Here is a 25463-nt window from a genome sequence, read left to right on the forward strand (position 1 = left end):
GGATCAAAAGTGCTAGACGTCAACTTCTTCGACGAACTGCGAATCGGCCTTGCGACGGCTGACGACATCCGTCAGTGGTCGCACGGCGAGGTGAAGAAGCCAGAGACGATCAACTACCGGACTCTCAAGCCGGAAAAGGACGGACTCTTCTGCGAGAAGATCTTCGGTCCGACCCGGGACTGGGAGTGCTACTGCGGTAAGTACAAGCGTGTCCGGTTCAAGGGCATCATCTGTGAGCGCTGTGGCGTCGAGGTGACCCGGGCCAAGGTGCGTCGTGAGCGGATGGGCCACATCGAGCTGGCCGCTCCGGTCACCCACATCTGGTACTTCAAGGGTGTTCCCTCGCGTCTCGGCTACCTGCTCGACCTGGCCCCGAAGGACCTGGAGAAGGTCATCTACTTCGCGGCCTACATGATCACGCACGTCGACGCGGAGACGCGCGACCGTGATCTGCCGTCGCTGGAGGCCAAGATCTCCGTCGAGCGGCAGCACATCGAGCAGCGCCGTGACGCGGACATCGAGGCCAGGCAGAAGAAGCTCGAGGCCGACCTGGCCGAGCTCGAGGCCGCCGGTGCCAAGGGGGACGCGCGGCGCAAGGTGCGTGAGGGCGCCGACCGCGAGATGCGGCAGCTGCGCGACCGCGCCCAGCGTGAGCTGGACCGCCTCGACGAGGTGTGGAGCCGGTTCAAGAACCTCAAGGTCCAGGACCTGGAGGGCGACGAACTGCTCTACCGCGAGATGCGCGACCGGTTCGGCCGCTACTTCCGCGGCGGCATGGGCGCCCAGGCGATCCAGGAGCGGCTGAACAGCTTCGACCTGGACGCGGAGGCCGAGAACCTGCGCGAGACCATCCGCAGCGGCAAGGGCCAGAAGAAGGCTCGTGCCCTCAAGCGGCTCAAGGTCGTGGCGGCGTTCCTCAACACGCGGAACTCGCCCAGCGGCATGGTCCTGGACTGCATCCCGGTCATCCCGCCGGACCTGCGCCCCATGGTGCAGCTCGACGGTGGCCGGTTCGCGACCTCCGACCTGAACGACCTGTACCGCCGGGTCATCAACCGGAACAACCGCCTCAAGCGGCTGCTCGACCTCGGCGCGCCCGAGATCATCGTGAACAACGAGAAGCGGATGCTCCAGGAGGCCGTCGACGCGCTGTTCGACAACGGCCGCCGCGGTCGTCCGGTCACGGGTCCCGGCAACCGTCCCCTGAAGTCCCTCAGCGACATGCTGAAGGGTAAGCAGGGACGCTTCCGCCAGAACCTGCTCGGTAAGCGTGTCGACTACTCCGGCCGTTCGGTCATCGTCGTCGGCCCGCAGCTGAAGCTGCACCAGTGTGGTCTGCCCAAGCAGATGGCCCTGGAGCTGTTCAAGCCGTTCGTGATGAAGCGCCTGGTCGACCTGAACCACGCGCAGAACATCAAGTCGGCCAAGCGGATGGTCGAGCGGGCCCGCCCGGTCGTGTGGGACGTGCTCGAAGAGGTCATCACCGAGCACCCGGTGCTGCTCAACCGCGCACCGACCCTGCACCGCCTGGGCATCCAGGCCTTCGAGCCGCAGCTGGTCGAGGGCAAGGCCATCCAGATCCACCCGCTCGTCTGCACCGCGTTCAACGCGGACTTCGACGGTGACCAGATGGCCGTGCACCTGCCGCTGTCGGCCGAGGCCCAGGCCGAGGCGCGCATCCTGATGCTCTCGACCAACAACATCCTCAAGCCGGCCGACGGCAAGCCGGTGACGATGCCCACCCAGGACATGGTCATCGGTCTGTACTGGCTGACCACCCAGAAGGACGGCGCCGAGGGTGAGGGTCGCGTGTTCGCCTCCGTCGCGGAGGCGCTCATGGCGTTCGACCGCCGCGAGCTGAACACGCAGGCCAAGATCCAGGTGCGTCTGAAGGACGTTCCGCCGCCGCGCGGCTGGGAGGCGCCCGAGGGCTGGGAGGCGGGTCAGCCGATCCGTCTGGAGACCACGCTCGGCCGGTGCCTGTTCAACCAGACGCTGCCCGACAACTACCCCTTCGTGAACTACCAGGTCGGCAAGAAGCAGCTCTCGGCGATCGTCAACGAGCTGGCCGAGCGGTACCCGAAGGTCGAGGTCGCGCAGGCGCTGGACGCGCTGAAGGACGCGGGCTTCCACTGGGCCACCCGCGCCGGTGTCACCATCTCGATCGAGGACGTCGTCGCCCCGCCGAACAAGGCCGCGATCATGGAGTCGTACGAGAGGCGCGCGGACAAGGTCCAGCGTGAGTACGACCGCGGTCTGATCACGGACGAGGAGCGTCGTCAGGAGCTCATCGAGATCTGGACCCACGCCACCGCGGACGTCGAGACCGACATGGTCAACGCGTTCCCGGCGACGAACCCGGTCTGGATGATGGTCAACTCCGGCGCCCGCGGTAACAAGATGCAGGTCCGGCAGATCGCCGGCATCCGTGGTCTGGTGTCCAACACCAAGGGTGAGACCATCCCGCGGCCGATCAAGTCCTCGTTCCGTGAGGGCCTGTCGGTGCTGGAGTACTTCATCTCCACGCACGGCCAGCGGAAGGGTCTGGCGGACACCGCGCTGCGGACCGCCGACTCCGGTTACCTGACCCGTCGTCTGGTCGACGTGGCCCAGGACGTCATCGTCCGCGAGATCGACTGCGGCACCGACCGCGCGGTCCCGCTGCACGTCGGCGAGCGGGACGCCCAGGGCAACCTGGTCAAGGCCGAGAACGCCGAGAGCAACGTGCACGGTCGCATCCTGGCCGAGGACGTCGAGGTGGACGGCAAGCTCGTCGCCACGGCTGGCGTCGACATCAACGACGCCGTGGTCAGCGCGCTCGTCGCTGCCGGGGTCGAGACGGTCAGGACCCGCAGCACCCTGGTGTGCGAGGCCAAGATCGGCGTATGCGCCACCTGCTACGGCCGTTCGCTGGCCACCGGCAAGCTGGTCGACGTCGGCGAGGCCGTCGGCATCATCGCCGCCCAGTCGATCGGTGAGCCCGGCACCCAGCTGACCATGCGTACCTTCCACACCGGTGGTGTGGCGGGTGCGGACATCACCCACGGTCTGCCGCGTGTCCAGGAGCTGTTCGAGGCGCGCATCCCCAAGGGTGTCGCCCCGATCAGCGAGGTCACCGGCCGCGTCAGGATCGACGAGACCGACAAGACCCGCAAGATCGTCATCACTCCGGACGACGGCTCCGACGAGATCGCCTACCCGGTGTCGATGCGGTCGCGGCTGCTGGTTTCCGAGGGTCAGCACGTGGACGTCGGTCAGCTGCTGATCGCGGGTGCGCGCAACCCGAACGAGGTCCTGCGCATCCTCGGCCCGCGCGCGGTCCAGCTCCACCTGGTGGACGAGGTCCAGCAGGTGTACCGCTCGCAGGGTGTGTCGATCCACGACAAGCACATCGAGGTCATCGTCCGCCAGATGCTCAAGCGCGTGAACGTGCTGGAGTCGGGCGACACCGAGCTGCTGCCCGGCGAACTCGTCGAGCGGCCGCGGTTCGAGGTGCTCAACAGGGAGACCGTGGCGGAGGGTGGCCAGCCGGCCTCCGGCCGTCCGGTCCTGATGGGCATCACGAAGGCCTCGCTGGCCACCGAGTCGTGGCTGTCGGCGGCGTCCTTCCAGGAGACGACGCGAGTGCTCACCGACGCGGCGATCCACGCCAAGTCGGACTCGCTGCTCGGCCTCAAGGAGAACGTCATCATCGGTAAGCTCATCCCGGCCGGTACGGGCATGCCCCAGTACCGCAACATCCGGGTCGAGCCGACCGAGGAGGCCAAGGCCGCGATGTACACGGTCGGCGGTTACGACGGTTCCGCCGCGGAGTACACCTTCGGCTCCGGCAGCGGCGAGGCCGTGCCGCTGGAGGAGTACGACTTCGGCCAGTACGGCCGCTAGTCCACAACGGAAGCGCCCGGCATCTGGAGGCCCAGGTGCCGGGCGCTTCCGCGTGCGCGGGCCTGAGGGCGGTCCGCGGCGGCCAGAGGCGGTTCGGTCCGCCGCGGTGGCTGGTGCGGGGGAGCGGACGCGGCACGCCGCGAGTTCGTCCGGATCAGCGGAAATGGCCGGAAGAGCCCGCTGTCCGGGTATACTCGCTCCGAGCTTGTAGTGACCCGCATCAGAGCGGGCCGCGCGAACCATGACACGAATCACGGCGCACCCCGCCGCATCCGTTTTGACGTGTTGCAAGGGGCTGGGTAGTCTTTTCCTTCGTGCCCATGGTTCATGGGCTCGCATGCGTGCGCTTGGAGAGCTGTTCCCGACTTCGGGGAGGGCGGCGAGCGCCGCAGGACTCCTCCAGATCGACCGGGTCCGCCCGGGTGTGGTGCGACAAGTGCGCGACACGCCCGAGCGCGTGGGTCGAAGGGGAAGTAAAACCAGCAGGTCATGACACCGGCAGCACCTGCGAAAGAACAACCTGGACGGTTGCCGAGCCGGGCACTGAGAGGTTCGCGTCAGCGGGCCGCGGTGTGCCAGGACGGTTTGGCCGACCGGGATTCACGTATCACCGGCTAGGCACGAAACGGAGACGCGGTGCCCACGATTCAGCAGTTGGTCCGCAAGGGCCGGCAGGACAAGGTCAGTAAGACCAAGACTCCTGCCCTCAAGGGCAGCCCTCAGCGGCGCGGCGTTTGCACCCGCGTTTACACCACGACCCCCAAGAAGCCCAACTCGGCGCTGCGCAAGGTCGCGCGTGTTCGGCTCACCAACGGCATCGAGGTCACGGCCTACATCCCTGGTGTCGGTCACAACCTTCAGGAGCACTCGATCGTGCTCGTGCGTGGCGGTCGTGTGAAGGACCTGCCGGGTGTTCGCTACAAGATCATCCGCGGCTCGCTGGACACCCAGGGTGTCCGCAACCGCAAGCAGGCCCGCAGCCGCTACGGCGCTAAGAAGGAGAAGAGCTGACATGCCGCGCAAGGGTTCCCCTGGTCGCCGCCAGCTGGTCGCTGACCCGGTGCACAACTCGCCGCTGGTGACCGCCTTGATCAACAAGGTTCTCCTGGACGGCAAGCGCTCCATCGCGCAGTCGATCGTGTACGGCGCCCTTGAGGGCTGCAAGGACAAGACCGGTAACGACCCGGTCGTCACCCTCAAGCGTGCGCTCGACAACGTCAAGCCCACCCTGGAGGTGCGCAGCCGCCGGGTCGGTGGCGCCACCTACCAGGTGCCGGTCGAGGTGCGTGCCGCGCGCAGCACCACCCTGGCTCTCCGCTGGCTCGTCCAGTACTCCCGGGCGCGACGCGAGAAGACCATGACCGAGCGGCTCATGAACGAGCTTCTCGACGCCAGCAACGGCCTTGGCGCCAGCGTCAAGCGGCGCGAGGACACGCACAAGATGGCCGAGTCCAACAAGGCCTTCGCCCACTACCGCTGGTAGTGGCACCCACGACGAGTTAAGGACGCAGAGCAGTGGCCACCACGACCGCTCTTGAACTGGCCAAGGTCCGCAACATCGGGATCATGGCCCATATCGACGCGGGCAAGACCACCACGACTGAGCGCATCCTGTTCTACACCGGCATCAACTACAAGATCGGTGAGGTCCACGACGGCGCAGCCACGATGGACTGGATGGAGCAGGAGCAGGAGCGCGGCATCACGATCACGTCTGCCGCGACGACCTGTAGCTGGCTTGATCACACGATCAACATCATCGACACGCCCGGTCACGTGGACTTCACCGTCGAAGTGGAGCGCTCACTGCGCGTCCTCGACGGTGCCGTAGCCGTCTTCGACGCCGTCGCCGGTGTCGAGCCGCAGTCGGAGACCGTCTGGCGGCAGGCCGACCGGTACGGCGTTCCGCGTATCTGCTTCGTCAACAAGATGGACCGGGTGGGCGCGGAGTTCCACCGCTGCGTCGACATGATCGTGTCGCGTCTCGGTGCCACTCCGCTGGTCGTCCAGCTTCCCTGGGGCGTTGAGGCCGACTTCAAGGGCGTCATCGACCTGGTCAAGATGAAGGGTCTGCTCTACCCGGCCGAGGCGGCCAAGGGCGAGATGTACGACGTCGTCGACATCCCGGCCGACCACGCCGACGTGGCCCGCGAGTGGCGCGACAAGCTCATCGAGACCGTGTCGGAGCACGACGAGGAGCTGATGGAGCTGTACCTCGAGGGCATCGAGCCCACCGAGGAGCAGCTCGTCGCCGCGATCCGTCGCACGACCCTGTCCAGCGCGCTCAACCCGGTCCTGTGCGGCACCGCGTTCAAGAACAAGGGTGTGCAGCCCCTGCTCGACGCGATCGTCGCCTACCTCCCGGCCCCGACCGACATCCCCGCCTTCGAGGGGCACGCGGTCGGCAACGAGGAGGAGGTCGTCGAGCGGCACGCTGACGTCAACGAGCCGTTCTCCGCGCTGGCCTTCAAGATCATGAGCGACCAGCACCTGGGCCGTCTCACCTACATCCGCGTCTACTCGGGCACGCTCGAGACCGGCACCGGTGTGATCAACTCGGTGAAGGGCAAGAAGGAGCGGATCGGCAAGATCTACCAGATGCACGCGAACAAGCGCGAGGAGCGCTCGTCCGCGCACGCCGGTCAGATCGTGGCCGTGATGGGTCTGAAGGACACCACCACCGGTGACACCCTGTGCGACCCGGCGAACCCGGTCGTCCTGGAGTCCATGACCTTCCCGGCCCCGGTCATCAACGTGGCCATCGAGCCGAAGACCAAGGGCGACCAGGAGAAGCTCAGCACCGCGATCCAGCGGCTGGCCGAGGAGGACCCGTCCTTCCAGGTCCGTCGTGACGAGGAGACCGGTCAGACGGTCATCTGGGGCATGGGCGAGCTTCACCTGGAGATCCTCGTCGACCGGATGCGTCGCGAGTTCAAGGTCGAGGCCAACGTCGGCCGCCCGCAGGTCGCCTACCGCGAGACCATCCGCCGCAAGGTGGAGAAGGTCGAGTACACGCACAAGAAGCAGACCGGTGGTTCCGGTCAGTTCGCGCGCGTCATCATCGACCTGGAGCCGCTGGGCGACGGCAACGACGGCTACGAGTTCCAGAACAAGGTCAGCGGTGGCCGCATCCCGCGGGAGTACATCCCGTCGGTCGACGCGGGCGCCCAGGAGGCCGCTGAGTTCGGTGTCCTCGCCGGCTACCCGATGGTCGGCGTGAAGGTGACGCTGCAGGACGGCGCCTTCCACGAGGTCGACTCGTCCGAAATGGCTTTCAAGATCGCCGGCTCGATGGCCTTCAAGGAGGCCGCTCGTAAGGCGGACGCCGTAATCCTCGAGCCGATGATGGCCGTTGAGGTCACCACGCCCGAGGACTACATGGGTGACGTCATCGGTGACCTCAACGGTCGCCGCGGACAGATCCAGGCGATGGAAGACCGGACCGGGGCCAAGGTCATCAAGGCCCTCGTCCCGCTGTCGGAGATGTTCGGCTACGTGGGTGACCTGCGCAGCAAGACCCAGGGCCGGGCCGTGTACAGCATGCAGTTCGACTCCTACGCGGAGGTGCCTCCGGGCATCGCCAAGGAGATCGTCGCGAAGGCTCGGGGCGAATAAGTTCCGAACCGCTCCGGCCAGGCGCCTCGCGCCGGCGGCCGGAGGGGCTCGGGGCGGGTCGGATTCCGACCGGGACCCGATCAGCCTCCCAGTGTGGGGCGGGGCGCACGCGTGGTGCCCCGCCGTACAGAGCCTGAGTTAGAAGACGAAAGTCAAGTCAGAATCTCTAAGGAGACAGACCAGTGGCCAAGGCCAAGTTCGAGCGGAACAAGCCGCACGTGAACATCGGCACCATTGGGCACATCGACCACGGCAAGACCACTCTGACCGCGGCGATCACCAAGGTGCTTCACGACCGTTTCCCGCAGCTCAACGAGGCGACCCCGTTCGACAAGATCGACAAGGCGCCTGAGGAGAAGGCTCGCGGAATCACCATCTCCATCGCGCACGTCGAGTACCAGACCGAGAAGCGCCACTACGCCCACGTGGACTGCCCCGGTCACGCCGACTACGTGAAGAACATGATCACCGGTGCGGCCCAGATGGACGGCGCGATCCTCGTGGTCGCCGCCACCGACGGCCCGATGCCGCAGACCAAGGAGCACGTCCTCCTGGCCCGCCAGGTCGGCGTACCCTACATCGTCGTCGCCCTGAACAAGGCTGACATGGTCGACGACGAGGAGATCCTGGAGCTCGTCGAGCTCGAGGTCCGCGAGCTGCTCTCCGCCCAGGAGTTCCCGGGCGACGACCTGCCGGTCGTTCGCGTCTCGGCGCTGAAGGCGCTCGAGGGCGACGAGAAGTGGGGCGACGCGATCATCGAGCTCATGACCGCTGTCGACGACAACGTTCCCGAGCCGGTCCGTGACACCGACAAGCCGTTCCTGATGCCGATCGAGGACGTGTTCTCGATCACCGGTCGCGGCACCGTCGTCACCGGCCGTATCGAGCGCGGCATCATCAAGGTCAACGAGACCGTCGACATCATCGGCATCAAGGAGAAGAGCACCACGACGACCGTCACCGGCGTCGAGATGTTCCGCAAGCTCCTTGACGAGGGCCAGGCCGGTGACAACGTCGGTCTGCTCCTGCGCGGTATCAAGCGCGAGGACGTCGAGCGCGGCCAGTGCATCATCAAGCCGGGCACCACGACCCCGCACACCGAGTTCGAGGCTCAGGTCTACATCCTGTCCAAGGACGAGGGCGGCCGCCACACGCCGTTCTTCAACAACTACCGTCCGCAGTTCTACTTCCGGACCACTGACGTGACCGGTGTCGTGAACCTGCCGGAGGGCACCGAGATGGTCATGCCCGGTGACAACACCGAGATGACCGTCCAGCTCATCCAGCCGATCGCGATGGAGGACGGCCTCAAGTTCGCGATCCGCGAGGGTGGCCGCACCGTCGGCGCCGGCCGCGTGACGAAGATCATCAAGTAGTACGATCGCGGGGCGGCGGTCGGGCCCGCACCAGGGCCTGACCGCCGATCCACGAGGGGAGCCACCCGGCTCCCCGCCCCCCACGGAAGACCCGACCGTGATCTCGCAGCCGTTTCGGCCGGAATGTGACCGAAACGACTGCCGGATCACGGAAGAACGGACCTGGTCCGGACTGTCTGTTACGTGGGACAACAAGCGGCAGTAGGCCGCACGAAGCTTAATAGGACGACAGCGAAGGACACCGAGGCCATTATGGCGGGACAGAAGATCCGCATCCGGCTTAAGGCGTATGACCACGAGGTCATCGACAGCTCGGCCAAGAAGATCGTCGAGACGGTGACGCGGACCGGCGCCAAGGTCGCTGGCCCGGTGCCGCTGCCGACCGAGAAGAACGTGTACTGCGTCATCCGGTCGCCGCACAAGTACAAGGACAGCCGCGAGCACTTTGAGATGCGTACGCACAAGCGGCTGATTGACATCATCGACCCGACGCCGAAGACCGTCGACTCGCTCATGCGACTCGACCTCCCCGCCGGCGTTGACATCTCGATCAAGCTCTGAGGGAACGCACTGACATGGCTAAGCAGATCAAGGGCGTCCTGGGCAAGAAGCTCGGCATGACCCAGGTCTTCGATGAGGCGAACCGGATCGTCCCGGTCACCGTGGTCGAGGCCGGTCCGTGCGTGGTCACCAGGGTCCGCACGCCGGAGAAGGACGGCTACTCCGCCGTTCAGCTCGGTTACGGGCAGGTCGACCCGCGCAAGGTCAACAAGCCGCTCGGCGACTACCTGCGCAAGCACGACATCACCCCGCGCCGGTACTTCGTCGAGGTCCGCACCGAGGACGCCTCCGAGTACACCATCGGCCAGGAGGTCCTCGCGGACACCTTCGAGGCCGGGCAGCACGTCGACGTGACGGGCAAGAGCAAGGGCAAGGGCTTCGCGGGTGTCATGAAGCGCCACAACTTCCGTGGTCTGAGCGCTTCGCACGGTACCCAGCGCAAGCACCGCTCCCCGGGCTCCATCGGCGGTTGCGCCACCCCGGGTCGCGTCTTCAAGGGCCTGCGCATGGCCGGCCGTACGGGCAACGCCCGCACCACCATCCAGAGCCTGAAGGTCCACGCCGTGGACGCCGAGAAGGGCCTCATCCTGATCAAGGGTGCGATCCCCGGCGCCAACGGCAGCCTGGTCCTCATCCGCACCGCTGCCAAGAAGGGGGCTGCGAAGTGACGAGCATTGACGTCCTCGACGCCAGCGGTGCCAAGGCGGGCACCGTCGACCTGCCGGAGGAGATCTTCGGCGCCAAGGTCAACATTCCGCTGATCCACCAGGTCGTCGTCGCCCAGCTCGCCGCTCGCCGGCAGGGCACCCACGCGACCAAGACCCGTGGTGACGTCCGCGGTGGCGGTAAGAAGCCGTACCGCCAGAAGGGCACCGGTCGCGCCCGTCAGGGTTCGACCCGCGCTCCGCAGTTCGCGGGCGGTGGCACCGTCCACGGTCCGCAGCCGCGCTCGTACGAGCAGCGCACGCCCAAGAAGATGAAGGCCGCCGCCCTGCGCGGCGCCCTCTCTGACCGGGCGGGCGGCGGTCGGGTGCACGTCGTGAGCGCTCTGGTCACGGGTGAGACGCCCAAGACCAAGGTCGCCCTCGAGGCGCTCCGCAAGATCACGCAGGCTCGCAGCGTCCTCGTCGTGGTCGACGAGAACGACGAGCTGACCTGGCTCAGCCTGCGCAACGCTCCCGAGGTCCACCTGCTGGACGCCGGGCAGCTCAACACCTACGACGTCCTGTGCTACGACGACGTGGTCTTCACTCAGGAGGCCTACGACCAGGTCGTGGCGCGGCTCACGAAGAGCGGGAAGGAAGAGGCCTGATGGAGAAGATCGCCGACCCGCGCGACATCATCCTCAAGCCGATCGTCTCCGAGAAGAGCTACGGCCTGATCGATGAGCACAACAAGTACACGTTCCTGGTGCGCAAGGGTGCCAACAAGACGCAGGTGAAGATCGCCGTCGAGCAGATCTTCGGCGTCAAGGTCACCAGCGTGAACACGATCAACCGCCAGGGCAAGCGCAAGCGGACCCGGACGGGTTTCGGTCAGCGTCCCGACACCAAGCGCGCGATTGTGAGCCTGGCCGAGGGCGACCGGATCGACATCTTCGGCCAGATCGGCTGAAGATCCGCCGCGTAAGGGGAGGGTGCCCTGCCGTACCGACCGAGGTTCGGCACCGGGCACCCGATCCACGTAGTTAGCACCGGGGAGACCGCCGTGAGGCGGACTCCGACCGGTATGAACCGACGAAGGATGAACGAAAAAGATGGGCATCCGTAAGTACAAGCCGACGACCCCGGGTCGCCGCGGCGCGAGCGTCTCGGACTTCGCCGAGATCACGCGCAGCCGGCCGGAGAAGTCGCTGCTTGCTCCCCTGCACAGCAAGGGCGGCCGTAACGTCCACGGCCGGGTCACCGCCCGGCACCAGGGTGGCGGGCACAAGCGCGCCTACCGGATCATCGACTTCCGCCGCCACGACAAGGACGGGATCCCCGCCAAGGTCGCTCACATCGAGTACGACCCGAACCGGACCTCCCGTATCGCGCTGCTGCACTACGCCGACGGCGAGAAGCGCTACATCCTCGCGCCGACCGGCCTCAAGCAGGGGGACCGCATCGAGAACGGCCCTGGCGCCGACATCAAGCCGGGCAACTGCCTGCCCCTGCGCAACATCCCGACCGGTACCTTCATCCACGCGGTGGAGCTCCGTCCGGGTGGTGGCGCGAAGCTCGGCCGTAGCGCCGGCGCGCAGATCCAGCTGCTCGCCAAGGAGGGCACCTACGCCACGCTGCGTATGCCGTCCGGCGAAATGCGCCAGGTCGACGTCCGCTGCCGGGCCAGTGTCGGCCAGGTGGGCAACGCCGAGCAGGCCAACATCAACATCGGTAAGGCCGGCCGTAACCGTTGGAAGGGCAAGCGCCCCACGGTCCGCGGTGTCGCCATGAACCCGGTCGACCACCCGCACGGTGGTGGTGAGGGCAAGACCTCCGGTGGTCGCCACCCGGTGAACCCGAAGGGCAAGCCCGAGGGCCGTACCCGCCAGGCGAACAAGGCCAGCGACCGGCTGATCATCCGTCGTCGGAGCAAGAGGAAGAAGCGGTAGGAGCAGCCGAAATGCCACGTAGCCTTAAGAAGGGTCCCTTCGTGGACGATCACCTTCAGAAGAAGGTGGATGTCCAGAACGAGAAGGGCACCAAGAACGTCATCAAGACGTGGTCGCGGCGCTCCATGATCGTGCCCGACATGCTCGGTCACACGATCGCCGTGCACGACGGCCGCAAGCACGTCCCGGTGTTCGTCACCGAGTCGATGATCGGCCACAAGCTCGGTGAGTTCGCGCCCACGCGGACGTTCCGCAGCCACGTCAAGGAAGACCGCCGCAGCCGGCGGTAAGCGCCTTCAAGTAAGCATCAGAGGAGACAGCGATGGAAGCCAGGGCACAGGCGCGGTACGCGCGCCACACGCCCCGGAAGGCCCGCCGTGTGGTGGACCTCATTCGCGGGCTGCCCGCTTCGGAGGCGCAGGCCGTGCTGCAGTTCGCTCCCCAGGCGGCGAGCGAGACCGTTTACAAGGTGCTCTCGAGCGCGATCGCGAACGCGGAGCACAATTTCAAGCTCGACCGTGAGACGCTCTTCGTGAGCCGCGCGTGGGTCGACGAGGGACCGACGCTGAAGCGGTTCCGTCCCCGTGCCCAGGGTCGTGCCTATCGGATCAACAAGCGGACGAGCCACATCACCGTGATTGTGGAGTCCCGCGAGCCGAAGGGAAGGACCCGCTAGTGGGCCAGAAGGTTAACCCGCACGGGTTCCGCCTCGGCATCACGACCGACTTCAAGAGCCGGTGGTACGCCGACAAGCTCTACAAGTCGTACGTCGCCGAGGACGTGGCGATCCGTCGCATGCTGCAGAAGGGCATGGAGCGGGCCGGCATCTCCAAGGTCGAGATCGAGCGCACGACCGACCGTGTCCAGGTCGACATCCACACCGCCCGGCCGGGCATCGTCATCGGCCGTCGCGGCGCGGAGGCCGACCGCATCCGCGGCGACCTGGAGAAGCTGACCAAGAAGCAGGTCCAGCTGAACATTCTCGAGGTGAAGAACCCCGAGATCGACGCGCAGCTCGTCGCGCAGGGCGTGGCCGAGCAGCTGTCCAGCCGCGTCTCGTTCCGCCGGGCCATGCGCAAGGCCATGCAGTCCGCCATGAAGAGCGGCGCCAAGGGCATCCGTGTCCAGTGCTCCGGTCGTCTTGGCGGCGCCGAGATGTCCCGCTCGGAGTTCTACCGCGAGGGCCGCGTGCCCCTGCACACGCTCCGTGCCGACATCGACTACGGCTTCTACGAGGCCCGCACCACCTTCGGCCGCATCGGCGTGAAGGTGTGGATCTACAAGGGTGAGGCCCCGACGAGCCGCGCCGAGCGCGAGGCCGCCGCGGCAGGTGCCCGCGCCGGTCAGCGCCGCGAGCGCGACGACCGTCGTGGCGGCGCCGGTGACCGTCCGCGTCGTGGCGGCGGCGACCGTCCGCGTCGTGGCGCCGGTGGCCGTTCGGACCGCGCCCCCAGAACCGAGGCTGCCGCACAGGCCGCCCCTGAGACCGGCCCGGCGGAGCAGCCGGGTGCTGAAGGGAGCTGACCATGCTGATCCCGCGCAGGGTCAAGCACCGTAAGCAGCACCGGCCCGACCGCAGCGGCGCCGCCAAGGGCGGCACCAGGGTCGTGTTCGGCGAGTACGGCATTCAGGCGCTTGAGCACTCCTACGTGACCAACCGCCAGATCGAGTCCGCTCGTATCGCCATGACCCGGCACATCCGCCGTGGCGGCAAGGTGTGGATCAACATCTACCCGGACCGTCCCCTCACCAAGAAGCCGGCCGAGACCCGCATGGGTTCCGGTAAGGGTTCGCCGGAGTGGTGGATCGCCAATGTCAAGCCCGGTCGAGTCATGTTCGAGCTCTCGGGCGTTGCCGAGCCGGTGGCCCGCGAGGCCCTTCGGCGTGCGATGCACAAGCTCCCCATGAAGTGCCGGTTCGTTAAGCGTGAAGTGGGTGAGGCGTGATGGCTAAGGGCCTGACCGCCGGTGAGCTGCGTGTGGAGGACCAGGACGTCCTGGTCCAGAAGCTGAAGGAAGCCAAGGAGGAGCTGTTCAACCTCCGCTTCCAGGCGGCGACCGGACAGTTGGAGAGCCACGGGCGGCTGCGGGCCGTCCGCCGCGAGATCGCCCGTATCTACACCGTGATGCGCGAGCGTGAGCTCGGAATCGTCACGGTCGAGAAGGAGTCGAGCGATGGCTGAGGCAACTGAGACAACCGAGAAGTCGGTGCGGAACTACCGCAAGACCCGCGAGGGCCTCGTGGTCAGCGACAAGATGGACAAGACCGTTGTCGTCGTCGTCGAGGACCGCGTCAAGCACCCGCTGTACGGCAAGGTCATCCGCCGTACGACGAAGTACAAGGCTCACGACGAGCAGAACACCTGCGGCGTCGGCGACCGCGTCCTCCTGATGGAGACCCGGCCGCTGTCCGCCAGCAAGCGCTGGCGGGTCGTGGAGATCCTCGAGAAGGCCAAGTAAGCCAGGGAGGGGACGCCGGGCCTGGGCTCGGACGGACGGCGAGAGCCGTACCGGCCGGACGGGGACCGGCGGAACCGCCCGCACAGAACGCGCCTCGTGGGGGGTGGGCGACCGCCCCCCATGACGGTGTCCAAGGGGTCGGGCCCATTTCGGGCCCGGTCCGCCTGCGGCGGCGGTGGGCGGGAGAGGTAGCGGAGCCGGGCACGGCCGGACGGCGCAAGCCGTACGGGATGCGTGCGAGGCGAGGCGGGCTCGACCGACAGAACTGTCGCCGGGGGAACAAGACCACATCAGGTTCCGCCAGGCTCACCTTCCAGGTGAGAACCGGCGCGACAAACAGGAGTTGACGTGATCCAGCAGGAGTCGCGACTCAAGGTCGCCGACAACACGGGTGCCAAGGAGATTCTCTGCATCCGGGTGCTCGGTGGCTCTGGCCGGCGCTACGCGGGTATCGGCGACATCATCGTTGCGACGGTGAAGGACGCCATCCCGGGCGGCGGCGTGAAGAAGGGCGACGTTGTCAAGGCTGTCGTGGTGCGCACCGTCAAGGAGCGCCGCCGTCCCGATGGCTCCTACATCCGCTTCGACGAGAACGCCGCGGTCATCATCAAGGACAGCGGTGACCCCCGGGGCACGCGTATCTTCGGCCCCGTCGGCCGCGAGCTGCGCGACAAGAAGTTCATGCGCATCATCTCGCTCGCGCCGGAGGTGTTGTAAATGCCGAAGCTGCATGTGAAGAAGGGTGACCTCGTCCAGGTCATCGCCGGCAAGGACAAGGGTGCCAAGGGCCGCATCATCGCCGCCTTCCCGCGCGATGAGCGTGTGGTCGTCGAGGGCGTGAACCTGGTCAAGAAGCACTCCAAGGTGACCCACCAGGGCCCGCGTGGCGCCAAGGAAGGCGGCGTGCAGACCATGGAGGCTCCCATCCACGTGAGCAACGTGAAGAAGCTCAAGGATGACGAGAAGCCCGAGAAGAAGGCCGAGGAGAAGGCCGACACGACGGGTGAGGACAACTGATGACCGCCACGACTGAAGAGCGCACGATCCCGCGTCTCAAGCAGCGCTACCGCGAAGAGATCATCGCGAAGCTGCGCGAGGAGTTCGGCATCGAGAACATCATGCTGGTGCCCACCATCACCAAGATCAAGGTGAACATGGGCGTCGGCGAGGCCGCTCGCGACTCCAAGCTCATCGAGGGCGCTGTCCGCGACCTCACCGCGATCACCGGTCAGAAGCCGGCCGTGGCTCGCGCCCGCAAGTCCATCGCCCAGTTCAAGCTGCGTGAGGGCATGCCGATCGGCGCCCACGTGACGCTGCGCGGCGACCGCATGTGGGAGTTCCTGGACCGGCTGCTGTCGCTGGCGCTGCCGCGTATCCGTGACTTCCGCGGCCTCTCGCCGAAGCAGTTCGACGGCAACGGCAACTACACCTTCGGACTCACCGAGCAGGTCATGTTCCACGAGGTCGACCAGGACAAGGTCGACCGGCAGCGGGGCATGGACATCACGGTCGTGACCACAGCATCGAACGACGACCAGGGCCGGGCGCTGCTGAAGCTCCTCGGATTCCCGTTCAAGGAGGCCTGATCATGGCGAAGACGTCGCTCAAGGTCAAGGCAGCGCGTAAGGCGAAGTTCGAGGTCCGGGCGTACACTCGGTGCTCGCGCTGCGGCCGTCCCCGCGCTGTGTACCGCAAGTTCGGGCTCTGCCGCGTGTGCTTCCGCGAGATGGCGCACCGGGGCGAGCTGCCCGGCATCACCAAGTCGAGCTGGTAGACCTGTCGCGGGGCCGGGACCGTGCCCCGCGCGGCGCCAGCCGTACCCAAGAAGTCATATCAACCGGACGCCCTCAGGCGTCCACGACCGCACCGTAGGTCCACCGCGTGTCGCAGACACGGATCAAGGGTGGAAACCACGGTGAGGAAGGCCACCGGCCATGACGATGACCGACCCGATCGCAGACATGCTGACGCGTCTGCGTAACGCGAACTCGGCCTATCACGACACCGTGACCATGCCGTACTCGAAGATCAAGGCGCACATCGCCGAGATCCTCCAGCAGGAGGGCTACATCCAGGCCTGGAGCGTCGAGGACGCCAAGGTCGGCAGGAACCTCGTGGTGGAGCTGAAGTTCGGGCCGAGCCGTGAGCGTTCGCTCGCGGGCCTGCGCCGGGTATCCAAGCCCGGTCTGCGGGTCTATGCAAAGAAGGACAACCTGCCCCGCGTTCTGGGCGGCCTGGGCGTCGCGATCATTTCGACGTCCGGCGGCCTCATGACCGACAAGCAGGCCGGCAAGCGTGGAGTGGGCGGGGAAGTCCTCGCCTACGTCTGGTAACGAGGGGAGGAATCCAGCATGTCGAGAATCGGACGGCTGCCCATCCCCGTACCGAGTGGTGTTGACATCACCATCAACGGCCGGGATGTCCAGGTCAAGGGCCCGAAGGGCACGCTCTCTCACACGGTCGCCGAGCCCATCGAGGTGGCTCGGGCCGAGGACGGCAACATCGCCGTCACCCGCCCCAACGACGAGAACAAGGTCCGTGCGCTGCACGGCCTGTCTCGCACGCTGATCGCCAACATGGTGTCCGGTGTGACGCAGGGGTACAGCAAGACGCTCGAGATCGTCGGTGTCGGTTACCGCGTTCAGGCCAAGGGCCCGACGCAGCTGGAGTTCTCTCTCGGCTTCAGCCACCCGGTGATCGTGGATGCGCCCGAGGGCGTCACCTTCCGCGTCGACAAGCCGACGCTGTTCCACGTGGACGGCATCGACAAGCAGAAGGTCGGCGAGGTCGCCGCGAACATCCGTAAGTTGCGTAAGCCCGACCCGTACAAGGGCAAGGGCGTCCGCTACCAGGGCGAAGTTATCCGCCGCAAGGTCGGAAAGGCTGGTAAGTAGAAATGGCCGCGAAGTACGGCAAGCACACCGCCGCTCGCGCCCTTTCGCGAGCCCGTCGGCACGGCCGTGTGCGGAAGAACGTCTTCGGCACCCAGGAGCGTCCGCGCCTGGTCGTCAACCGGTCGGCGCGTCACCTGTTCGTGCAGATCGTCGACGACACCCAGGGGCACACGCTGGTGAGCGCGTCCACCATGGACGCCGCGCTCCGCACCACCGAGGGTGACAAGACCGACAAGGCGAAGAAGGTCGGCGAGCTTCTCGCTCAGCGGGCCAAGACCGCCGGGATCACCGCTGTCGTTTTCGACCGCGGTGGCAACCGTTACGCGGGACGCATCGCGGCCCTCGCGGACAGTGCCCGTGAAAGCGGGCTGGAGTTCTGATGACTCCGTTCCGAGGGTTCGCAACGCACCCAATGGCCCTGAGCAATGAGAAGAGGAACCACTGATGGCTGCAGCTCCGCGTCGCGGCGCAAGCGGCGGTGGCGAGCGGCGGGACCGTCGTGACGATCGCCGCGGTGGCGCCGCAGACAAGGGCGTCTCGTACATCGAGCGCGTGGTAAAGATCAACCGAGTGGCCAAGGTCGTCAAGGGTGGTCGGCGCTTCAGCTTCACCGCGCTGGTCATCGTCGGCGACGGCAACGGCCTGGTCGGTGTCGGATACGGCAAGGCCAAGGAGGTGCCCGCGGCGATCGCCAAGGGTGTCGAGGAGGCCAAGAAGCACTTCTTCAAGGTGCCGCGCATCCAGGGCACCATCCCGCACACCGTTCAGGGCGAGGAAGCCGCCGGCGTCGTCCTCCTGCGTCCGGCTTCGCCCGGTACCGGTGTCATCGCGGGTGGTCCGGTGCGCGCGGTCCTGGAGTGCGCCGGGATCCACGACGTGCTGTCCAAGTCGCTCGGCTCGGACAACCCGATCAACATCGTCCACGCGACCGTGGCCGCTCTGAAGGGCCTCAGCCGGCCCGAGGAGATCGCCGCTCGCCGTGGCCTGCCGATCGAGGACGTCGCGCCCAAGGCGATGCTGAAGGCTCGGGCCGAGGGGCTCGCCGAGGCCGCTGCCGCGGCGAAGGCGGTGAGCTAGTCAATGGCTCGTCTGAAGATCACCCAGGTCCGATCGAAGATCGGTGGCAAGCAGAACCAGCGTGACTCGCTGCGCTCGCTGGGCCTGAAGCGAATCGGCGATGTCGTCGTCAAGGAGGACCGCCCGGAGATCCGGGGCATGGTCGCCGTGGTGACGCACCTCGTCGAGGTGGAAGAGGTCGACTAGTCATGCCTGAGAACGCTCCGCTCAAGCTCCACGACCTGCGCCCGGCTCCCGGCGCCAACAAGGCCAAGACCCGCAAGGGCCGTGGCGAGGCGTCCAAGGGGAAGACCGCCGGTCGCGGTACGAAGGGCACCAAGTCGCGTACGACTGTCCCGCTCGGTTTCGAGGGTGGCCAGATCCCGCTCCAGCGGCGGCTGCCGAAGCTGAAGGGCTTCAGCAACGCGCTGTTCAAGACGACCTACCAGGTCGTCAACCTGGACAAGCTCAGCGAGCTGTACCCCGAGGGTGGCGAGGTCACCGTCGAGGGTCTGGTCGCGAAGGGCGCGGTCCGCAAGAACCAGCTCGTCAAGGTGCTGGGAACCGGTGAGGTCTCCGTGGCGTTGAACGTGAAGGTGCACGCCTTCTCCGCCTCGGCCAAGGAGAAGATCGCCGCGGCCGGGGGCTCGGTTTCCGAGCTTTAGGCACGTAATGCGAGGCGCGGAGGTTCGTTATGAGCCTCCGCGCCCGTAGTGCGTTAGAGTTCGCTGAGCGCGGGCGCCGTCCCGCCGATCATTCGCAAGTAGACATGCCGATGGACGCCTTCGCGTCATCGCCGACCTTTATCGCGTCACAGGCGCGCAGGAGGTACCGTGCTATCCGCGATTACCCGGGCATTCCGGACGCCTGACCTGCGCAAGAAGCTGCTCTTCACATTGGGCATCATCGCGCTGTTCCGGCTTGGCTCGGTGCTGCCGACCCCGGGTGTCAACTCCGAGAACGTCCGTAAAGCGCTGGAGCAGGCGCAGGCGGGCGACAGCGGCAACATCTACGGGATGGTCCAGCTGTTCAGCGGTGGCGCGCTGCTGAAACTTTCAGTGTTCGCCCTGGGCATCATGCCGTACATCACGGCGAGCATCATCCTGCAGCTGCTGACCGTCGTGATTCCGCGCCTGGAGGCCCTCAAGAAGGAGGGCCAGTCCGGTACGGCGAAAATCACGCAGTACACGCGATATCTGACCATCGGTCTCGCCGTTCTGCAGTCGACCGCTTTCGTGGCGCTGGCGCGTTCGGGACAGCTGTTCCCGAACAACAACCTGCCCATCCTGTTGAACGACGATGTCTTCACGCTCGTCACCATGGTCATCACGATGACGGCGGGCACTTCGGTGATCATGTGGCTGGGCGAGCTCGTGACCGATCGCGGTGTCGGCAACGGCATGTCGATCCTGATCTTCACCCAGGTCGTGGCGGTCTTCCCGTCCGAGCTGATGAACATCTTCCGGCAGAGCGCCTTCAAGTTCGTCGTGGTGATGATCGTCGGCATTGTCATGGTCGCCGTCGTCGTCTTCATCGAGCAGGCGCAGCGGCGCGTGCCCGTGCAGTACGCGAAGCGCATGGTGGGCCGCCGGATGTACGGCGGGACCTCGACCTACATCCCGCTCAAGGTGAACCAGGCCGGCATCATCCCGGTCATCTTCGCCTCGTCGCTGCTGTACCTGCCGCAGCTGCTGGTCACGATCTTCGGCAACAGCGCGAACCCTGGCCCGGTCATCGAATGGCTGGCCCAGAACCTGGTTACGGGCGACCACCCCGTCTACATGGCCACGTTCTTCGCGCTGATCCTCTTCTTCACGTACTTCTACGTGTCCATTACCTTCAACCCCGTTGAAGTCGCCGACAACATGAAGAAGTACGGTGGGTTCATCCCGGGCATCCGTCCGGGCCGGCCGACCGCTGAGTACCTCAACTATGTGCTCACGCGACTCACGGCCGCCGGTGCTCCGTATCTGGGCGTCATCTCGCTGATCCCGATCCTCGCACTGGCGGTGGCCGGGGCGAGCCAGAACTTCCCGTTCGGAGGGACCAGCATTCTCATCATGGTTGGTGTCGGCCTGGACACGGTCAAGCAGATCGAGAGCCAGCTTCAGCAGCGCAACTACGAGGGCTTCCTGAGATAGTGCGCGTCGTCTTGGTCGGGCCCCCCGGAGCGGGCAAGGGGACGCAGGCCCAGTTCATCGCATCACATCTGTCGATCCCGAAAATCTCGACAGGTGACATCTTCCGCGCCAATGTCTCCGGCGGCACGGAACTCGGCAAGCTTGCCAAGGAGTACATGGACCGCGGCGACCTCGTCCCCGACGAGGTGACGGTCGCCATGGTCCGCGATCGTCTGGGCGAGGATGACGCCCAGCAGGGCTTCCTGCTGGACGGCTTCCCGCGGAACGTGCCGCAGGCGCAGATCTTGCAGAAGATGCTGGCCGAGTTCGGCACCGGGCTGGACATCGTCCTGGAACTGATCGTCAACGACGAAGAGGTCGTACGGCGACTTGCCGGACGACGCACCTGTCGCTCATGCGGCAAGGTATGGCACGTCGATTTCGACCCCCCTTCCGTGGCGGGTGTCTGCGACGCGTGCGGCGGCGAGCTGTTCCAGCGCGACGACGACCGCGAGGAGACCATCAGGCGACGCCTGGAGGTCTACCAGGAGCAGACGTCCCCGCTGATCAACTTCTATTCGGACGAGGGCATACTCGTACGGGTGGACGCGACCGGTCCGGTCGACGAGGTCACCCGGCGGGCCATGGCGGCACTGCGCACGCCCGGAAACTGAAGGTCCCCTTTTCGGACGCCATCCCATCCGTGGGATGGCGTCCGGCGCTTTAGGGCAGAATCGGGGGAATTGGCCTGATAGTCCGGCCGTTAGAACACCCCAGGGGGTGCCAGAGTGTTCAAGAAGAACAAGCACGGAATCCAGGTGAAGACGCCTGAGCAGCTGGAGAAGATGCGGGCGGCCGGTCTGGTCGTCGGCAGGACGCTCGAACTGCTCCGCTCGTCCGTCGAGCCCGGCCTGACCCCGCTCGATCTCGACGTCATCGCCGAGAAGGCGATCAGGGACGAGGGCGCGATTCCGTCGTTCAAGGGCTACCAGGGCTTCCCCGCGACCATCTGCGCCTCCGTGAACGAGGAGGTCGTGCACGGCATCCCCAGCGACCGGCGCAAGCTGCGCGAAGGCGACATCATCTCCATCGACTGCGGTGCGATCCTCGACGGGTGGCACGGCGACTCCGCCATCACCGTCCCCGTGGGCGAGGTCGACCCGGCGCTCACCGAGCTGATGCGAGTGACCGAGGAGTCCATGTGGCGCGGGATCGCCGCGCTCCGCGTCGGCGGTCACCTGTCGGACATCGGGTTCCAGGTGGAGAAGTACGTACGGTCCCAGGGCCGCTACGGCATCCCCCAGGAGTACGGCGGGCACGGCATCGGCACCGAGATGCACATGGACCCGTGGGTCGCCAACCACGGCCGTCCCGGCCGCGGGCCGCGCTTCGAGCCCGGCATGTGCTTCGCGATCGAGCCCATGGTCAACCTGGGCACCGACCGTACTCGCGTATTGTCCGATGACTGGACGGTCGTGACGGTGGACGGAAAGGCGTCGGCGCACTTCGAGCACAGCGTGGCGGTCACGGACAACGGCCCGTTGGTCCTCACGGCGCTCGACGGGGGTGCGTCGCGCTTCGGCCAGACCTCCGCGGGTTCCGGCGAACAGGGCTGATTCACAGCGCCCCTCGTGCCGTCTCGTGTCACATAATGGGGCTAATCATGTGGAGCGGCGGGAGTAGATGGTGATGGCGGCAACTCCGGAGATGCGAGCCTCCGACGGCGACCGGGACCGGGTCGCCGCCGCTCTGCGAGAGCATGTCGCCGAGGGCCGGCTCACCGTCGACGAGTTCAACGAGCGGCTGGCGCAGGTCTACGAGAGCCGGACGTACGGCGAGCTCGCCACGCTGACGTCGGACCTGCCGGACATCGATCTGCACACTCTTCCCGCTACGGTCTCCTCTCAGTCGCGCCCGCGCCCGCGACGTGGCACCCAGGCGGGGTTGAAGGCCGCCTGGGGCGCCTGGGCGACCGCGAGCGCGGTCAACTGGGTCATCTGGTTGATCGTCGTGATCTCGTCGGTCCACTGGGTCTATCCGTGGCCGTTGTGGGTGATGGGCCCGTGGGGGGCCGTCCTCCTAGTCGGCACGATCTTCGGGCGGGACCAGAAGCGGTCGTGAGCCCGGGTGGCGCGGGCCGGTCGGCCCGCGCCGAGACGGACGCACTCTTTACCGGCCGGGTGTGATCGCTCGGCTTGTAGCCGGGTAGGTGATCTTCGTCGGCCGGCCGGATCTGGTCGCCGTGTCCGCCAGGCCCGGCACATCGGCGGCGCCGGCAGGGGGACCCGGTGGCCGGAACAGCCCTTCCACCATCGCGTACGGCAGTGCGTGAGTAGACGGTGATCTGGGGTAGCCTGGCAGCCGGTGTGGGAGACAGCGCCGGCCGTTTCGCATTTCTGGCCGGGTTGTCGTACACTCCTTTGTCGGCTCACTATGACCTTTTGCGCACAGGTGACCTTGCCGGTCGCCGCTCTCTGGAAGCGCCCTTAGGTCGCGGCTGCGTAGTGATCCGAAGCCTCAGACGACCGATCAGTGAAACGCGAGGGACATGGCCAAGAAAGACGGCGCCATCGAGATCGAGGGCACTGTGGTTGAGTCGCTCCCGAACGCGATGTTCCGGGTGCAGCTCGACAACGGCCATAAGGTCCTGGCCCACATCAGCGGACGGATGCGGATGCACTACATCCGGATCCTCCCCGACGACCGGGTGGTCGTGGAACTGAGCCCCTACGACCTGAGTCGCGGGCGGATCGTCTACCGGTACAAGTAAGCCCCCCTCTAATCAGGGCGGGCCGTCTGAGGAACGAATAAGGACTATGAAGGTCAAGCCGAGCGTCAAGAAGATCTGCGACAAGTGCAAGGTGATTCGCCGGCACGGTCGCGTCATGGTGATCTGCGACAACCTGCGCCACAAGCAGCGCCAGGGCTAGGAGAGGAAGCCGAGCCGGGCATCGGGCGGTTCCGCGAAAGCGGGCCGATCGGGTGTAAGGCGAGGCGGACTCGACCAGTCAGCAGGAGAGGAAGCCGAGCCGGGCACCGGGAAGTTCGCGAAAGCGGGCCGATGGGGCGCGAGGCGAGGCGGACTCGGCTGGCGACGGTCGCAGAAAAGGTTCCATGTGAGTCCGCTCCAGTGGCGGGCTCGAGCCATGTGGACCGTTGAACAGTAATCGCGCGTCACACCCGTGAAGGCGGTTTCCCGATGTCGGGAGCCGGACCACACGGGAGACCCCCGGTCGGAGGCCGGGGCCCTCACCCCGGGCATGGGGAGGGGAAGTGAGGCGCAGGACCTCCGCCACCACGAAGGAGAATGCCCGACCATGGCTCGCCTGGTTGGCGTCGACCTCCCCCGCGACAAGCGGCTGGAGATCGCTCTCACCTACATTTTCGGAATCGGTCGCACTCGCGCCCAGGAGATCCTGGAGGCGACGGGCATCAGCCCGGACCTGCGCGTCCACCAGCTCACCGACGCTGAGCTCGTGCCGATGCGTGACTACATCGAGGCGAACTTCAAGATCGAGGGTGACCTCCGTCGCGAGGTTCAGGCCGATATTCGCCGCAAGATCGAGATCGGCTGCTACCAGGGCATCCGGCACCGCAAGGGGCTGCCTGTCCACGGTCAGCGGACGCAGACGAACGCGCGTACCCGCAAGGGCAAGAAGAAGACCGTGGCCGGCAAGAAGAAGCCGGGCAAGAAGTAGTCCTAGCAGCCACATTCCAGGAGATAGCGCTTAAATGCCGCCGAAGAGCCGCCAGGGCGCACCTAAGAAGGTGCGCCGCAAGGAAAAGAAGAACGTCGCTCACGGGCACGCCCACATCAAGAGCACGTTCAACAACACGATCGTTTCGATCACCGACCCGAACGGGAACGTGATCTCCTGGGCCAGTGCCGGCCACGTCGGGTTCAAGGGCTCCCGTAAGTCCACCCCGTTCGCCGCGCAGATGGCCGCTGAGAACGCCGCCCGCCGCGCCATGGAGCACGGCATGCGCAAGGTCGACGTCTTCGTCAAGGGTCCCGGCTCCGGCCGTGAGACCGCGATCCGTTCGCTGCAGGCGACCGGCCTCGAGGTCGGGTCCATCCAGGACGTGACTCCGGTCCCGCACAACGGTTGCCGCCCGCCGAAGCGCCGCCGCGTCTGAGCTCCAGGAGATAGAGAGAAATGGCTCGTTACACGGGTGCGGACTGCAAGCTCTGCCGACGCGAGAAGACGAAGCTCTTCCTCAAGGGCAAGAAGTGCGAGTCCGCGAAGTGCCCCATCGAGATCCGTCCTTACCCGCCGGGTGAGCACGGTCGCGGTCGGCCGAAGGAGTCTGAGTACCAGCTCCAGCTTCGTGAGAAGCAGAAGACCCGCCGCATCTACGGCGTCCTCGAGAAGCAGTTCCACAACTACTACGAGGAAGCCAACCGCAAGTCCGGCAAGACCGGCGAGAACCTCCTCCAGATCCTGGAGAGCCGTCTCGACAACGTGGTCTACCGCGCCGGATTCGCCGAGTCGCGCGACGCCGCCCGCCAGCAGGTGCGCCACGGGCACATCGTGGTGAACGGCAAGAAGGTCGACATCCCGTCGTACCGCGTGCGCGAGCACGACATCATCGAGGTCCGCGAGAAGTCGCGGAACCTGCTTCCGTACGAGGTGGCCCGCGCCACCGCCGGTGACAAGACCGTCCCGGCGTGGCTGGGTGTCGCCCCGGAAAGCATGCGCATCCTCGTGCACCAGCTCCCGGTTCGCCAGCAGATCGACACGCTGGTCCAGGAGCAGCTCATCGTCGAGCTCTACTCCAAGTAAGAGCTCTCGACCAGATGATGGCCGCACGGCTCGCGGAACGCGAGCCGTGCGGCATCATGGTTGTAGGCGAGTGGCGTCAAATAGCGGGCGCCGCCGTACAGGGAGAGGAAACCGGTCCGG

35 protein-coding genes are annotated in these 25463 nt (G+C 66.4%); all 35 read left to right on the forward strand.

Annotation, left to right across the window (positions count from 1 at the left end; all coding sequences use genetic code 11):
• Positions 1 to 9: 9 nt before the first annotated feature.
• The 35 genes from AB0I59_RS00665 (at position 10) to rpsD (ending at position 25343) form a co-directional block, all read left to right on the forward strand.
• Positions 10 to 3885 (forward strand): DNA-directed RNA polymerase subunit beta', encoded by a 3876-nt coding sequence (locus tag AB0I59_RS00665; protein WP_061253212.1) that lies wholly within the window; start codon positions 10 to 12, stop codon positions 3883 to 3885.
• A gap of 636 nt (positions 3886 to 4521) precedes the next feature.
• Complete coding sequence (gene rpsL, locus AB0I59_RS00670; RefSeq protein WP_061253213.1) at positions 4522 to 4896, forward strand: 30S ribosomal protein S12; 375 nt, start codon at positions 4522 to 4524, stop codon at positions 4894 to 4896.
• 1 nt (position 4897) lies between these two features.
• Positions 4898 to 5368, forward strand: a complete 471-nt coding sequence (gene rpsG / locus AB0I59_RS00675) for a 30S ribosomal protein S7 (protein WP_061253214.1) — start codon at positions 4898 to 4900, stop codon at positions 5366 to 5368.
• An 83-nt stretch (positions 5369 to 5451) separates the two neighbouring features.
• Positions 5452 to 7500, forward strand: a complete 2049-nt coding sequence (gene fusA / locus AB0I59_RS00680) for an elongation factor G (protein WP_061253672.1) — start codon at positions 5452 to 5454, stop codon at positions 7498 to 7500.
• Positions 7501 to 7682: 182 nt separating this feature from the next.
• Positions 7683 to 8876, forward strand: a complete 1194-nt coding sequence (gene tuf, locus AB0I59_RS00685; protein WP_061253215.1) for an elongation factor Tu — start codon at positions 7683 to 7685, stop codon at positions 8874 to 8876.
• A gap of 252 nt (positions 8877 to 9128) precedes the next feature.
• A complete protein-coding gene (gene rpsJ, locus AB0I59_RS00690; RefSeq protein WP_012887830.1) occupies positions 9129 to 9437 on the forward strand; it encodes a 30S ribosomal protein S10 in 309 nt (102 codons plus the stop codon).
• 14 nt (positions 9438 to 9451) lie between these two features.
• Positions 9452 to 10105, forward strand: a complete 654-nt coding sequence (rplC, locus tag AB0I59_RS00695; RefSeq protein ID WP_061253216.1) for a 50S ribosomal protein L3 — start codon at positions 9452 to 9454, stop codon at positions 10103 to 10105.
• Entirely contained in the window at positions 10102 to 10749 is a 648-nt protein-coding gene (gene rplD, locus AB0I59_RS00700; protein ID WP_061253217.1) for a 50S ribosomal protein L4, read from the forward strand. The genes rplC and rplD overlap by 4 nt, the downstream gene beginning before the upstream one ends.
• Entirely contained in the window at positions 10749 to 11051 is a 303-nt protein-coding gene (gene rplW / locus AB0I59_RS00705) for a 50S ribosomal protein L23 (RefSeq protein WP_061253218.1), read from the forward strand. The genes rplD and rplW overlap by 1 nt, the downstream gene beginning before the upstream one ends.
• A gap of 142 nt (positions 11052 to 11193) precedes the next feature.
• Positions 11194 to 12030: a 50S ribosomal protein L2 gene (rplB, locus tag AB0I59_RS00710; protein WP_061253219.1), complete on the forward strand. Its 837-nt coding sequence runs from the start codon at positions 11194 to 11196 to the stop codon at positions 12028 to 12030.
• A gap of 11 nt (positions 12031 to 12041) precedes the next feature.
• Entirely contained in the window at positions 12042 to 12320 is a 279-nt protein-coding gene (gene rpsS, locus AB0I59_RS00715) for a 30S ribosomal protein S19 (protein WP_012887835.1), read from the forward strand.
• Positions 12321 to 12352: 32 nt separating this feature from the next.
• Complete coding sequence (rplV, locus tag AB0I59_RS00720) at positions 12353 to 12706, forward strand: 50S ribosomal protein L22 (RefSeq protein ID WP_061253220.1); 354 nt, start codon at positions 12353 to 12355, stop codon at positions 12704 to 12706.
• Positions 12706 to 13554 carry a 30S ribosomal protein S3 gene (gene rpsC / locus AB0I59_RS00725; protein WP_061253221.1) on the forward strand — a complete coding sequence of 283 codons (849 nt, stop codon included), beginning with the start codon at positions 12706 to 12708 and terminating at the stop codon, positions 13552 to 13554. Before rplV ends, rpsC begins: the two co-directional genes overlap by 1 nt.
• A 2-nt stretch (positions 13555 to 13556) precedes the next feature.
• A complete protein-coding gene (gene rplP, locus AB0I59_RS00730; protein WP_061253222.1) occupies positions 13557 to 13976 on the forward strand; it encodes a 50S ribosomal protein L16 in 420 nt (139 codons plus the stop codon).
• Complete coding sequence (gene rpmC, locus AB0I59_RS00735; protein WP_061253673.1) at positions 13976 to 14212, forward strand: 50S ribosomal protein L29; 237 nt, start codon at positions 13976 to 13978, stop codon at positions 14210 to 14212. The genes rplP and rpmC overlap by 1 nt, the downstream gene beginning before the upstream one ends.
• Positions 14205 to 14489: a 30S ribosomal protein S17 gene (gene rpsQ, locus AB0I59_RS00740; RefSeq protein ID WP_061253223.1), complete on the forward strand. Its 285-nt coding sequence runs from the start codon at positions 14205 to 14207 to the stop codon at positions 14487 to 14489. Before rpmC ends, rpsQ begins: the two co-directional genes overlap by 8 nt.
• Before the next feature lie 348 nt (positions 14490 to 14837).
• Positions 14838 to 15206, forward strand: coding sequence for a 50S ribosomal protein L14 (rplN, locus tag AB0I59_RS00745; protein ID WP_055482781.1), 369 nt, complete (start codon positions 14838 to 14840; stop codon positions 15204 to 15206).
• Between the two features lie 9 nt (positions 15207 to 15215).
• Positions 15216 to 15506 carry a 50S ribosomal protein L24 gene (gene rplX / locus AB0I59_RS00750; protein ID WP_358129500.1) on the forward strand — a complete coding sequence of 97 codons (291 nt, stop codon included), beginning with the start codon at positions 15216 to 15218 and terminating at the stop codon, positions 15504 to 15506.
• A complete protein-coding gene (gene rplE, locus AB0I59_RS00755; protein ID WP_061253225.1) occupies positions 15506 to 16075 on the forward strand; it encodes a 50S ribosomal protein L5 in 570 nt (189 codons plus the stop codon). Before rplX ends, rplE begins: the two co-directional genes overlap by 1 nt.
• A 2-nt stretch (positions 16076 to 16077) precedes the next feature.
• Positions 16078 to 16263, forward strand: a complete 186-nt coding sequence (locus tag AB0I59_RS00760; RefSeq protein ID WP_061253226.1) for a type Z 30S ribosomal protein S14 — start codon at positions 16078 to 16080, stop codon at positions 16261 to 16263.
• Between the two features lie 160 nt (positions 16264 to 16423).
• Positions 16424 to 16822 carry a 30S ribosomal protein S8 gene (gene rpsH, locus AB0I59_RS00765; protein ID WP_061253227.1) on the forward strand — a complete coding sequence of 133 codons (399 nt, stop codon included), beginning with the start codon at positions 16424 to 16426 and terminating at the stop codon, positions 16820 to 16822.
• Between the two features lie 18 nt (positions 16823 to 16840).
• Complete coding sequence (rplF, locus tag AB0I59_RS00770) at positions 16841 to 17383, forward strand: 50S ribosomal protein L6 (protein WP_061253228.1); 543 nt, start codon at positions 16841 to 16843, stop codon at positions 17381 to 17383.
• A gap of 2 nt (positions 17384 to 17385) precedes the next feature.
• Positions 17386 to 17763, forward strand: coding sequence for a 50S ribosomal protein L18 (gene rplR, locus AB0I59_RS00775; RefSeq protein WP_061253229.1), 378 nt, complete (start codon positions 17386 to 17388; stop codon positions 17761 to 17763).
• Between the two features lie 64 nt (positions 17764 to 17827).
• Positions 17828 to 18460: a 30S ribosomal protein S5 gene (rpsE, locus tag AB0I59_RS00780; RefSeq protein ID WP_061253230.1), complete on the forward strand. Its 633-nt coding sequence runs from the start codon at positions 17828 to 17830 to the stop codon at positions 18458 to 18460.
• A gap of 3 nt (positions 18461 to 18463) precedes the next feature.
• On the forward strand, positions 18464 to 18646 hold the full coding sequence (rpmD, locus tag AB0I59_RS00785) for a 50S ribosomal protein L30 (protein ID WP_020542293.1): 183 nt from the start codon (positions 18464 to 18466) through the stop codon (positions 18644 to 18646).
• 2 nt (positions 18647 to 18648) lie between these two features.
• Positions 18649 to 19104 (forward strand): 50S ribosomal protein L15, encoded by a 456-nt coding sequence (rplO, locus tag AB0I59_RS00790; RefSeq protein WP_061253231.1) that lies wholly within the window; start codon positions 18649 to 18651, stop codon positions 19102 to 19104.
• Positions 19105 to 19272: 168 nt separating this feature from the next.
• On the forward strand, positions 19273 to 20580 hold the full coding sequence (secY, locus tag AB0I59_RS00795) for a preprotein translocase subunit SecY (protein WP_061253232.1): 1308 nt from the start codon (positions 19273 to 19275) through the stop codon (positions 20578 to 20580).
• The gene (locus AB0I59_RS00800; RefSeq protein WP_061253233.1) at positions 20580 to 21233 is read left to right on the forward strand and encodes an adenylate kinase; all 654 of its coding nucleotides are present in this window, start codon (positions 20580 to 20582) and stop codon (positions 21231 to 21233) included. The genes secY and AB0I59_RS00800 overlap by 1 nt, the downstream gene beginning before the upstream one ends.
• 114 nt (positions 21234 to 21347) lie before the next feature.
• Positions 21348 to 22175: a type I methionyl aminopeptidase gene (gene map / locus AB0I59_RS00805; protein WP_358128663.1), complete on the forward strand. Its 828-nt coding sequence runs from the start codon at positions 21348 to 21350 to the stop codon at positions 22173 to 22175.
• Positions 22176 to 22248: 73 nt separating this feature from the next.
• On the forward strand, positions 22249 to 22680 hold the full coding sequence (locus AB0I59_RS00810) for a DUF1707 SHOCT-like domain-containing protein (protein WP_358128666.1): 432 nt from the start codon (positions 22249 to 22251) through the stop codon (positions 22678 to 22680).
• A gap of 427 nt (positions 22681 to 23107) precedes the next feature.
• Positions 23108 to 23329 carry a translation initiation factor IF-1 gene (infA, locus tag AB0I59_RS00815; RefSeq protein ID WP_012887858.1) on the forward strand — a complete coding sequence of 74 codons (222 nt, stop codon included), beginning with the start codon at positions 23108 to 23110 and terminating at the stop codon, positions 23327 to 23329.
• A gap of 46 nt (positions 23330 to 23375) precedes the next feature.
• Entirely contained in the window at positions 23376 to 23489 is a 114-nt protein-coding gene (gene rpmJ, locus AB0I59_RS00820; protein WP_003956441.1) for a 50S ribosomal protein L36, read from the forward strand.
• Between the two features lie 387 nt (positions 23490 to 23876).
• Positions 23877 to 24257 (forward strand): 30S ribosomal protein S13, encoded by a 381-nt coding sequence (gene rpsM / locus AB0I59_RS00825; protein ID WP_061253235.1) that lies wholly within the window; start codon positions 23877 to 23879, stop codon positions 24255 to 24257.
• Positions 24258 to 24291: 34 nt separating this feature from the next.
• Entirely contained in the window at positions 24292 to 24696 is a 405-nt protein-coding gene (rpsK, locus tag AB0I59_RS00830; RefSeq protein WP_020542285.1) for a 30S ribosomal protein S11, read from the forward strand.
• 20 nt (positions 24697 to 24716) lie between these two features.
• Positions 24717 to 25343, forward strand: coding sequence for a 30S ribosomal protein S4 (gene rpsD, locus AB0I59_RS00835; RefSeq protein ID WP_061253236.1), 627 nt, complete (start codon positions 24717 to 24719; stop codon positions 25341 to 25343).
• Positions 25344 to 25463: the final 120 nt, after the last annotated feature.

The organism is Microtetraspora glauca, from assembly GCF_040656155.1.
GTDB classification, from domain to species: Bacteria; Actinomycetota; Actinomycetes; order Streptosporangiales; family Streptosporangiaceae; genus Microtetraspora; species Microtetraspora glauca.

Coding starts and splice junctions, on each gene's coding strand:
- rpsE (WP_061253230.1), top strand. CDS start 17,828: ATGGCTGCAGCTCCGCGTCGCGGCGCAAGCGGCGGTGGCGAGCGGCGG.
- rplP (WP_061253222.1), top strand. CDS start 13,557: ATGCTGATCCCGCGCAGGGTCAAGCACCGTAAGCAGCACCGGCCCGAC.
- rpsQ (WP_061253223.1), top strand. CDS start 14,205: ATGGCTGAGGCAACTGAGACAACCGAGAAGTCGGTGCGGAACTACCGC.
- rpmD (WP_020542293.1), top strand. CDS start 18,464: ATGGCTCGTCTGAAGATCACCCAGGTCCGATCGAAGATCGGTGGCAAG.
- rplV (WP_061253220.1), top strand. CDS start 12,353: ATGGAAGCCAGGGCACAGGCGCGGTACGCGCGCCACACGCCCCGGAAG.
- AB0I59_RS00760 (WP_061253226.1), top strand. CDS start 16,078: ATGGCGAAGACGTCGCTCAAGGTCAAGGCAGCGCGTAAGGCGAAGTTC.
- rpsK (WP_020542285.1), top strand. CDS start 24,292: ATGCCGCCGAAGAGCCGCCAGGGCGCACCTAAGAAGGTGCGCCGCAAG.
- rplO (WP_061253231.1), top strand. CDS start 18,649: ATGCCTGAGAACGCTCCGCTCAAGCTCCACGACCTGCGCCCGGCTCCC.
- rplC (WP_061253216.1), top strand. CDS start 9,452: ATGGCTAAGCAGATCAAGGGCGTCCTGGGCAAGAAGCTCGGCATGACC.
- rpsS (WP_012887835.1), top strand. CDS start 12,042: ATGCCACGTAGCCTTAAGAAGGGTCCCTTCGTGGACGATCACCTTCAG.
- rplB (WP_061253219.1), top strand. CDS start 11,194: ATGGGCATCCGTAAGTACAAGCCGACGACCCCGGGTCGCCGCGGCGCG.
- rpsH (WP_061253227.1), top strand. CDS start 16,424: ATGACGATGACCGACCCGATCGCAGACATGCTGACGCGTCTGCGTAAC.
- rpmJ (WP_003956441.1), top strand. CDS start 23,376: ATGAAGGTCAAGCCGAGCGTCAAGAAGATCTGCGACAAGTGCAAGGTG.
- AB0I59_RS00810 (WP_358128666.1), top strand. CDS start 22,249: ATGGCGGCAACTCCGGAGATGCGAGCCTCCGACGGCGACCGGGACCGG.
- infA (WP_012887858.1), top strand. CDS start 23,108: ATGGCCAAGAAAGACGGCGCCATCGAGATCGAGGGCACTGTGGTTGAG.
- rpsJ (WP_012887830.1), top strand. CDS start 9,129: ATGGCGGGACAGAAGATCCGCATCCGGCTTAAGGCGTATGACCACGAG.
- fusA (WP_061253672.1), top strand. CDS start 5,452: ATGGCCCATATCGACGCGGGCAAGACCACCACGACTGAGCGCATCCTG.
- rplR (WP_061253229.1), top strand. CDS start 17,386: ATGGCCGCGAAGTACGGCAAGCACACCGCCGCTCGCGCCCTTTCGCGA.
- rpsG (WP_061253214.1), top strand. CDS start 4,898: ATGCCGCGCAAGGGTTCCCCTGGTCGCCGCCAGCTGGTCGCTGACCCG.
- rplF (WP_061253228.1), top strand. CDS start 16,841: ATGTCGAGAATCGGACGGCTGCCCATCCCCGTACCGAGTGGTGTTGAC.
- rpsM (WP_061253235.1), top strand. CDS start 23,877: ATGGCTCGCCTGGTTGGCGTCGACCTCCCCCGCGACAAGCGGCTGGAG.
- rplE (WP_061253225.1), top strand. CDS start 15,506: ATGACCGCCACGACTGAAGAGCGCACGATCCCGCGTCTCAAGCAGCGC.
- rpsD (WP_061253236.1), top strand. CDS start 24,717: ATGGCTCGTTACACGGGTGCGGACTGCAAGCTCTGCCGACGCGAGAAG.
- rplW (WP_061253218.1), top strand. CDS start 10,749: ATGGAGAAGATCGCCGACCCGCGCGACATCATCCTCAAGCCGATCGTC.
- rpmC (WP_061253673.1), top strand. CDS start 13,976: ATGGCTAAGGGCCTGACCGCCGGTGAGCTGCGTGTGGAGGACCAGGAC.